General features: G+C 32.7%; 8 protein-coding genes and 1 pseudogene. 1 reads left to right on the top strand and 8 read right to left on the bottom strand.

What is annotated here, in order from left to right; all coding sequences use genetic code 11:
* Positions 1–94 precede the first annotated feature (94 nt).
* Complete coding sequence (gene der, locus P8K68_RS02510; RefSeq protein WP_300247869.1) at positions 95–1,399, bottom strand: ribosome biogenesis GTPase Der; 1,305 nt, start codon at positions 1,397–1,399, stop codon at positions 95–97.
* 168 nt (positions 1,400–1,567) lie between these two features.
* On the opposite strand from der, the gene P8K68_RS02515 reads away from it, so the two are divergent.
* Positions 1,568–2,080: a GTP-binding protein gene (locus P8K68_RS02515; RefSeq protein ID WP_300247871.1), complete on the top strand. Its 513-nt coding sequence runs from the start codon at positions 1,568–1,570 to the stop codon at positions 2,078–2,080.
* Positions 2,081–2,133: 53 nt separating this feature from the next.
* On the opposite strand, the gene P8K68_RS02520 is transcribed toward P8K68_RS02515, so the two are convergent.
* The 7 genes and pseudogenes from P8K68_RS02520 to P8K68_RS02550 all read right to left on the bottom strand — a co-directional run.
* Complete coding sequence (locus P8K68_RS02520) at positions 2,134–3,651, bottom strand: choice-of-anchor I family protein (RefSeq protein ID WP_300247873.1); 1,518 nt, start codon at positions 3,649–3,651, stop codon at positions 2,134–2,136.
* An 82-nt stretch (positions 3,652–3,733) separates the two neighbouring features.
* Positions 3,734–4,615 carry a GTPase Era gene (gene era / locus P8K68_RS02525; RefSeq protein WP_300247875.1) on the bottom strand — a complete coding sequence of 294 codons (882 nt, stop codon included), beginning with the start codon at positions 4,613–4,615 and terminating at the stop codon, positions 3,734–3,736.
* Positions 4,616–4,739: 124 nt separating this feature from the next.
* Entirely contained in the window at positions 4,740–5,435 is a 696-nt protein-coding gene (locus P8K68_RS02530) for an FKBP-type peptidyl-prolyl cis-trans isomerase (protein ID WP_366143724.1), read from the bottom strand.
* A 356-nt stretch (positions 5,436–5,791) separates the two neighbouring features.
* Entirely contained in the window at positions 5,792–7,327 is a 1,536-nt protein-coding gene (locus P8K68_RS02535; RefSeq protein ID WP_300247879.1) for a T9SS type A sorting domain-containing protein, read from the bottom strand.
* A 30-nt stretch (positions 7,328–7,357) separates the two neighbouring features.
* Positions 7,358–8,785 carry a sulfatase-like hydrolase/transferase gene (locus P8K68_RS02540; protein ID WP_300247881.1) on the bottom strand — a complete coding sequence of 476 codons (1,428 nt, stop codon included), beginning with the start codon at positions 8,783–8,785 and terminating at the stop codon, positions 7,358–7,360.
* A gap of 141 nt (positions 8,786–8,926) precedes the next feature.
* Positions 8,927–9,724: a T9SS type A sorting domain-containing protein gene (locus P8K68_RS02545; protein WP_300247883.1), complete on the bottom strand. Its 798-nt coding sequence runs from the start codon at positions 9,722–9,724 to the stop codon at positions 8,927–8,929.
* 46 nt (positions 9,725–9,770) lie between these two features.
* A pseudogene (locus tag P8K68_RS02550) lies at positions 9,771–9,889 on the bottom strand (IS1595 family transposase); the annotation flags it as partial.

Here is a 9,889-nt window from a genome sequence, read left to right on the forward strand (position 1 = left end):
TTTTCTGATTAAAAAAGGTATTACTATTTTGTTTTACGGCTTATAGTTATTCTATCTTAAAGGATTAAACTATATAAAAAACGTTCTCTAAAAACTATTTCTTACGCATGTAAACACTAATAGGTACACCATTAAAACCGAAATGCTCTCGTAACTTATTCTCTAAAAATCGTTTATAAGAATCTTTTACATATTGTGGTAAATTACAGAAAAATGCAAATTGAGGTTGCGGTGTTGGCAGTTGCATGATGTATTTTATCTTAACAAATTTTGCTTTATACGCTGGGGGCGGATAATTCTCTATTATAGGCAACATTACTTCGTTTAGTTGACTCGTTTTTATCTTCTTAGAACGGTTCTTGTAAACCTCAACTGCTGTTTCAATAGCTTTAAATATACGCTGTTTTGTTAATGCTGAAATAAAAACAATGGGGACATCTGTAAAAGGTTCCATTTGTTTTCTGATGGTCTTTTCGTAATCCTTCATCGATTTATGGTCTTTTTCTACTAAGTCCCATTTGTTTACTAATACAACAATGCCCTTTCGGTTGCGCTCAGCTAACCAAAAAATATTTTGAACTTGTCCGTCAAAACCTCTATTAGCATCAAGTACTACTAAACATACATCGGCATGTTCAATAGCACGAACACTTCGCATTACAGAGTAAAATTCTAAATCTTCTTTTACCTTAGATTTTCTTCGTATTCCTGCAGTATCAACTAAATTAAACTCAAAACCAAAACGATTGTATTTAGTATCTATAGAATCTCTTGTTGTTCCTGCAATATCAGTAACGATATACCTATCCTCGCCAATTAGCGCATTTATAAATGATGATTTCCCTGCATTTGGACGACCTACAACAGCAAAACGTGGTAATGCTTCTTCCACTATATCTTCTTTCTCAGGCAATGCGTCAACTAAAGCATCTAACAATTCACCTGTTCCACTACCATTTATACTTGCAACAGTGAAGTAATCGCCTAAACCTAATGCATAAAATTCTACAGCGTCTTCGGCACGTTTTCCATTATCAACTTTATTAACTACTAAGAAAACAGGCTTATTTACCTTACGAAGTAATTTGGCAACATCTTCGTCCATTCCTGTTATCCCAGACTCTACATCAACCATAAAAATAATAGCATCAGCTTCATCAATAGCTAACTCAACTTGTTTATCAATTTCAGCTTCAAAAACATCATCACTTCCTAAAACATAACCACCGGTATCTATTAACGAAAACTCTTTTCCATTCCAATCACATTTACCATAATGCCGATCTCTAGTGACACCACTTACAGCATCAACGATGGCCTCTCGTCTTTGAATTAAACGATTAAAAAAAGTTGATTTCCCAACATTTGGTCTTCCTACTATGGCTACTATATTACTCATAATTACTAAATTATATGCTACACCTTATCTGATGCCGTTATTATTTCTATCCGAAATATTTTGCAAAAGTAGGGAATATAGACGAAGCAAAGTTATTTTTTAATAAAGATTGAATGCTTTTAAAGTTTAAATAAAAAATAGTAATTTACTAAACTAAACTAAATAGTGATGCCACTAAGTAACGACATTGTTTTACGCCCAAGGTTTAAAATGGATATACCTAGGCATAATGAAGCTGTTTTAAGCGATTTTGAAAATACTAAAACCACTCAATCTGAATTTATTGTTACCAGAGTTGACGATCATGTATTTATTAAATTCCCAAAAGAAAAACAACACTTTTGGTCGCCACAATTACATCTTGAAATAAATAAAATTGACGAAAACTCGAGTAAGCTTCATGGTTTGTTTGGTCCAAGTCCTACGGTTTGGACACTTTTTATGTTTCTCCATTTTATGGTTGCTGGTGTATTTATTGCATTTGCTATTTGGACGTATACTAATATATCTTTAAAACAGAGTTATGTAATTCAAGCTAGTGTAACGCTTTTAATGGTTTTAATTTGGATTACTTTATATTTTGCAGGTAGTATTGGAAAAGCTTCGAGCACTAAAGATATGCGATTACTTAATAATTTTATGAATAGGATTCTTAGTATTGAAAATGAAAAAGCACCTTAATTATTAATTAAAGTGCTTTCGACCAACTCAAAAATTCAATACTAAACTAACAACTATTGAATATTTTCGTAGAAACTAACCGTACCACTATCTTCATAAGAAACCACTAATAAATCTTTTCCGTTTGGACTATCTATAGCAGGAATTACAAATAAACCTTCTGGCGCTTCATCACCAGTATGAGATAATATAGCCATATATTTTGGTGCTGTTGGATTGGTAACATCATACACCATAACTTGGTCATTCCTTTCTAAACCAACAAATAGGATATAGCGTTCATTTCCAATATTTAAAATTTCTACAGCTTCTGGTTCTGCGCCTTTATCATCACTTCTTTTATCTCCATCGTTAAAACGAGAAGGTGTTTCTGCCAATGTTTCTTTAGCAATACTATTTCCACTATCATAAAGTAAGTTTCCATTACCAGACCAAACACTGAATGAACGTGCTCCAAAACTGTAAATTTGATCTACATCTCCATCATTATCAGCATCCCCTAATGTTAAAGTCGTTTTTAAACGCCCTAGGTTGATTTCGTTTTGAAAATCATTAACAAATGGATAAACGGTTTCGTCAAGCGTTAAATCATCAACACGTTCTTCTTCACTAAAGCCGTCATAGTCTCTTGAATCACCTTCATTTGCAGAAAAAATATACTCAATTCCGCCAATATTTGCAGAGGTAATCGCATCTGGTTGATACATACCAAGTACTGGCCAATTTTTAAGTGCTGTTACACCATCTTCATCACTGGCATCTATTTCATTTCCTGTAATATTATAATCTTTATAACCTAAAGGGTAGATAGCTTCAATAGTTTTTGTTATTAAATTTACTTTAGCGATCCCATTATTTTCTTGTAATGATACCCAAGCGGTATTAGAATCTTCTGAAACTGTTATATATTCTGGTTCAACATCTTGTGCAAGCGTAGCTTCTGGCCCAAATACTCTAAAACCCTGTGCTTCAAGAGAAGATTCTTGACTATTAAAAGATGTAAAATCTAAAGTTGTCACAGAATCATCAGATAAATCTATGACACTAATGCTGCCTTCAGGGTCAACCGTATAATCATCATTTGGTTCCCCTTCATTGGCAGAAATAATTAATTTTCCATCTTTAGAAAATGTTACCATATCTGGTAAAGCACCAACGGTATATTGGTTTAGCAATGTATTATCAGACGTATTATACACTAAAATTTTTCCTGGGTTTTGCTTTGGATCTGCTTCAACTGCAACCGCTAATTTTCCATCATAAATAGCCACACTATTTGGCGCACCAAAAGCTGATAAATCTATTGGCTCTTCCAATACAGTGGCATCTAAATTTGAAATATTATTTACTGAAATTTGATTAGACTCTACATTAACAGTAAATAGCTTTTTTGTAATAGCATCATAAGCAGAGATTTCTGAAGCACCTTCTCCTCCTATATTAATAGTGGTTTTATACTGAAAATTGACTTCGGTATTAATTGGTGTTTTTGTAGTATTATCATCATCATTCTGACAACTGAAAATTGTTGCAACACATACTGCGCTGATAAGTAATTTTTTAAATTTCATATTTTGATTATTTGTCTTCACAAATATGAAACCTATACTTTACGCAAATGTTAATTAATTAAAAAGCTATTATTAGCATTTACTAGTTATTATAACCAAAACGTTTCAGCTGGTTTTGATTACTTCTCCAATTTTTATTCACTTTAACGTATAACTCAATATGAATTTGCTTTCCGAAGAATTTTTCTAAATCTTTTCTAGCTTCAACCCCTACACGCTTTAAAGCACTTCCTTTATGTCCGATAATAATGCCTTTTTGAGTTTCTCGTTCAACCATAATCACAGAACGTATTCTAATAATATGGTCTTCTTCAAAAAACTCTTCGGTATCTACTTCAACAGCATAAGGAATTTCTTTTTTATAATGCATTAGAATTTTTTCACGAATGGTTTCATTAATAAAAAAACGCTCTGGTTTATCAGTTAATTGATCTTTAGGGTAAAACGGTGGTGATTCTGGAAGTAATTCTATAATACGATTAAAAATTTCTTTCACATTAAAACCTTCAAGTGCAGAAACTGGATAAATCTCTGCATTAGGCACTTTTTCTGTCCAAGTTTGAACTTGGTCTTCCAATTGTTTTTGATCTGATTTATCAATCTTATTCAGCAATAATAAAACAGGGATTTTTGAATGTGTTATTTTTTTAAAAAACGCTTCATCTTTTAAATCTTTTTCGCCTATTTCTACCATATAAATAAGCACATCGGCATCTTCAAAGGCAGATTTCACAAAACCCATCATAGATTCTTGAAGCTCGTATGCTGGCTTTATTATCCCTGGTGTATCACTTAAAACCATTTGAAAATCGTCGCCATTTACGATGCCTAAAATTCTATGTCTTGTAGTTTGTGCTTTTGAAGTGATTATAGAAAGTTTTTCTCCAACAAAGGCATTCATTAATGTAGATTTACCAACATTAGGATTTCCAATAATATTTACAAAACCTGCTTTATGATTCATAGATGCGTTTATTAATTGTTGCAAAGTTACAACTTGAATACTTTACTTTAATTAGAAATGAAAGAAACAAAAAAAACAGGAAGCATAACTTCCTGTTTATTATATTAAGATAAGTAAGTGTATATTACTCTACTATTTCTAATAATTCTACATCAAAAATTAAAGTTGAATTCGCTTTGATAGCTCCTCCTGGTCTTGGACTAGCACCGTAAGCGATATCACTTGGGATAAAAAACTTATATTTAGCACCTTCTTTCATTAACTGTAAACCTTCAGTCCAACCTTTTATTACTTGAGTCACGCCAAATTCAGTAGGCTCTCCTCTATCTACAGAACTATCGAATACAGTACCATCAATTAAAGTACCATGGTAGTGTACTTTTACTTTAGATGCTGTAGTTGGTTTTTCTCCTGTTCCTTCTTTTAGAACGATATATTGTAAACCACTCTCAGTAGTTTGCACACCATCTTTAGCTTTATTTTCAGCTAAAAACTTTTCTCCTTCTTCTTTATTCTTTTGTGCTTCTTCTTGACGTTTAGTAGCTTCTGCTTGTTGCTTTTTTTGAAAATAAGCTCTAACTATTTGTTGCGCTGTAGCTTCTTCAAGTAAAATATCAGTAGAATCTATGACATTGGTAAATCCTTGAACGAATAAATCATTATCAAATTCATCAAAACTCGCTTTTACATTTCTAGCTACATCCATTCCAACAGCATAACTTACAGAGTCTAATTCTGTTTTTACTGGTTTTTTAGTAACACCATTTTTATTACAAGACCCCATAAGTAGCACTAAGGCTACTAAACTTAAATATTTCATTATGTTCATTTTTATATATTTTTTATTCTGACGCCAAATGTAATAAATTTATGAGAATATAATGAATATTATACTACTAGATTACGTTAAAATATCTTAAAATTTTATTTATGCAGAATGCAATAAAAATCACCTTTTAAGAAGAAAAAGAGTTGCTATGGTCATAAATAAAAATAATGCTACACTATAGGCAACAGAACCACTACCCATAAATTATTTATTGTAATTCTTTTGATAGCATACTTTATTAAAGCACATAGAGCTTCTTAAGCAAAATTATCACTAGCTCTAAAATACTTTAATCTTGCTCCAATACTTTTTTACTAATTTTATATCCTTACAAAAAAATAGTTCTATTAATTTACAATTACTTTATAAGTGCTTACCTCATCATTTGAAATTATTTTAAATACATAAAGGCCTTTATTGAAGTCACTAACATCTATAGTTGATGAATTTAAATTTTTAGAATTTATAATAACGCGCCCATTTAAATCATATATTTTAAGGTCATAACTAGATTCATTAGATTTTATATGTACTATATTTTTTGATGGGTTAGGGAATAAACGAAACCTATCTTTGCTAGTATTGTCTTCTAGCCCTAAAGTTATAAACGGTTTATATACTCTAACATAATCGACTAAAGCATCAGATAATGTCCCAACAGAGTGACTTTGAAAATCACCATCTCCAAAACTTGCACCTACAGAAAGCCATAACCATTCTGGCACCTGCGGCACAAGAGAATACCCGTTTGGATCTACAGTAAAAGGAAAAGGTTTATTTGCATTAGTAGATACCACTTTTACACCATCATAATAAATATCCATGGCAGTCTCTGTCCAATGTAAACCAAAAGTATGATAGCCATTATGTAAATTGGGCGTATTATAAGGAATAGTGTGGTTTTTTTTAAATGCACTATAACCATCAAAATGCACTACGGCTTTAGTATCATTTGTTACCCATGCAGATTCAAAAATATCTACTTCGGCTCCATCTGCTGCCGAATTATCTACATTCCCCATATTACTACCCTGAAGCCAAAAAGCCGTATGGTTTCCCTTAGACGTTTCTGCTATTTGTATTCGCGCCTCTAAATATCCATAGGTTGGTTCGTAAAGACCTCTACTTTCAATACTACCACAATTCATGGTATTATTATCTACTTTTGTTCCTCTTAAAACAAGATTTCCTGTGCCATTTAAAAAAGCATTTTCAGCTACCCACCACCAATCAGTTACGCCTAAATTCGGTCTTGGATTTCTTGATTTTGTACTTACAGATATTTGCCATTTTGAGGTATTAATTTCTGTCGCATTAAATTCATCACTAAAATCTAAAGTCCAATCCCCAGGTACACCATTAGGTTGAGCATTTACGGGGGTTTCTGAGTCTACAAACCCTGAAGTAGCAGCACTACCAGGAGATACATATACATTATCTATTCTAAGAGGTCTATTGCCATTAGCTTTATAAAACACTATTCTTACAGTGGTTACACTGTTTGGAACAGTAAACGAAAAAGCGCCATCGGTATGCCAGACATCAACTATTGTTGATAATACGAAGCTTCCTAATTCTGAGCCTCCAGATACTCCCTCTAAAACTCGAGCCGTCATATTTGTTCCTCCTGCAGCTACCCATCTGTAGTTAAAAACGACGTTGTATGTCTCTCCTGGTGTTACGGTGAAAGTTTGCACTAGAGAGCCATCTCCATTGTTTATGTTTCCAGAACGTGAATTTGTTAAATCATCAATAACCACTTGATTTTTAAATCCAGTCCAAGGTGATAAATCTCCAGTTTCAAAATTGCCATTAGTGATGAGGTTTTGTCCTAAGCTCAAATAAGAAATTAATAGCGCTATTATTAAAATGTTTTCTTTCATAAAAATACTATTATTAAGATATATTGTAATTTAATGAGATAATAGCCCCTCTTTACTTGAAGGCTCCTTATATAAAGCAGGTTTATTTGCCATCAACTGTTCATGAATATGATAGGTAACGTCCATCCATGACTTCTCCTCATCCCAAAGTGGCGTTGTCATATTTGATTCCCAGATTGATAAGTTTTGTGTTAACAAATTAAATGTAATGGTGTCTTTTTCCGAAAGGTTGTTTACCTCACCTAAATCGTTTGACAAGTTATACATGGTAGAACCATAATTTTTTAACCGAATTAGTTTATGGCTTCCCACTCTTGCAGCAGCCTCATCTAACTTACGCCAGAATAGTTTATGGTGAGGATCTCCTTGTTTTTCTCCTGATAGATAGGGCAATAAATTAGTGCCATCTAAGATTAAATCTTTTTCTTTCTCAATACCTGCGGCAGCTACAGACGTACTAAAAATATCTAAAGAAGAACTTAACCCATTAAATATTTGATTTCCAGTAATTTTACTGGGCCAACTGACTATGAATGGCACACGATGACCGCCTTCAAATTTATTGCCTTTCCAACCTTTTAAAGGGCCCATTTTTGAGGAATTGTTATGGGCTCCTCCATTATCGCTAATAAAGTATATTAATGTGTTTTCTAATATCCCTAGTTCTTTTAGTTTGTTACGAAGCTTTCCTATATTCTCATCTAAAGACCAAGTCATGGCAGCTAAGTCCTGCCTTGGGTGATTTTTATATTTTATCAAATCGCTTTCTTTGGCTTCCATGGGGGTATGTACAGCATTATAAGCCAAATACATGAAGAATGGACGGTCTTTATTCTCTTCAACAAAACGTACTGAACGATTACCTAAAACATCAGTTAAATACCCATCAAATTTTACCTGTTTTCCATTTTGCTGAAGCATGTGGTTTTTTGAAGGGTTATGTATTGGAAAATATGATCGGCTTCCTGCCAAAAATCCATAAAATTCATCAAACCCTCTTTGGTTAGGATGATCTGATGGTGTAGCTCCTAAATGCCATTTTCCAATAGCAATAGTTTTATAATCGTTTTTTTTGAAAACATCAGCCATAGTTAATACATCATCTGACAACCCTATATCGCCAGAACTTCCGTAACCTGTACCATTAGCTTCAAAACCAAAACGTTGTTGATACTTCCCGGTTATTAGTCCTGCTCTTGAAGGCGCACAAACGGTAGCACTAACATGTGCATCTGTAAAAATGACACCGTCTTTTGCTAAATTATCAATATGAGGTGTTTCTAAATCCTCGCTACCCATAAATCCAAAGTCAACGTACCCAGCATCATCAACTATTACAACTATAATATTTGGTTTATTAGCTTGGATTGTTATTGCCGCAAGATTTTCATTAGATTTATTTTTACCACATGAACATAAAGTGACAACTAGACTGAATAGCACATAAAATTTTATCATAATTAAGGTTGGTGATATATTAGTTAAATGTTGCGGGTTTTGAAGTTTTAACATATTAAACAAAATAACAGAAGTATTCTTAATGGATATGTAGCACAAAGAACCCTCCTGCTAAATGAAAACAAATTGCTATTAATCTAGTTATTGCTTAATAAATTTATAAGTTCCTACGGTATTGTCTATAAATGCTTTTATTAAATACACGCCTTTTGAGAGTCTAGAAACGTTAACTTGAGTATTTTTACTATTAATATTATTATTTAGTAATTGTTGACCTAGCAGACTATAAATTTCAATTTTATCAATATTTTTATCTGCTGAAATGTTTATGTAATCGTTTGCTGGGTTAGGAAACGATTTAAAATTAAATTTTGCTAAGTCTTGCGTTGATAATCCAGTATCTTCTATAAAGCTTACATTATCTAAATTTAATGGTCTATTACCGTTAGCTTTAAAAAACAAGAGCCTTACTGTACTTACTCCTGCAGGGAGTTGTACACTAAAAGATCCTGCGAACCATTGATCTACAGTTGAATTTAGAGCGTATCCTGCACTTTCTGTACCTCCTATTAAATTTAAATTAGGTTTACCGGTACCTGTAACATTGAGTTCATCTTTAACTCTCACTGTTAATGCTGTTCCGCCAGCAGCTACCCATCTATAATCAAATGACACGTCATAAGTATTTCCTGGTGTTAGACCAGAAACAATTTGAAATAAAGAGCCATCTCCATTTTCAACTTGGCCAGAAAATGAACTTGTAATGTCATCAACTACAATTCTGTTTTTAAAGCCGCTCCAGTCTGGACAACCAACACCACCACTACCAGTATTTGCAGTAGTAAAACCCGGACTCTCAAAATCTCCATTTGCAACTTGGTTTTGTCCAAAACTTAGTGAGACGGTTAATAATGTAAATAAAAATGTAACTTTTTTCATGATAATTTAATTTAAATGGTTAATAATTTTGAATATCCGTTATAAGTCATAATCCTGTGATATTAGCAATAACAAGCCTATCGAAGAGTTGGTCTCCAAAATATCTACGATTTAGTTTATAGACGAATTCATTTAAGTATAATTGGAGATATTTTCCTTTAATTT

The organism is Algibacter sp. (genome assembly GCF_029245835.1).
Lineage (GTDB): Bacteria > Bacteroidota > Bacteroidia > Flavobacteriales > Flavobacteriaceae > Algibacter_B.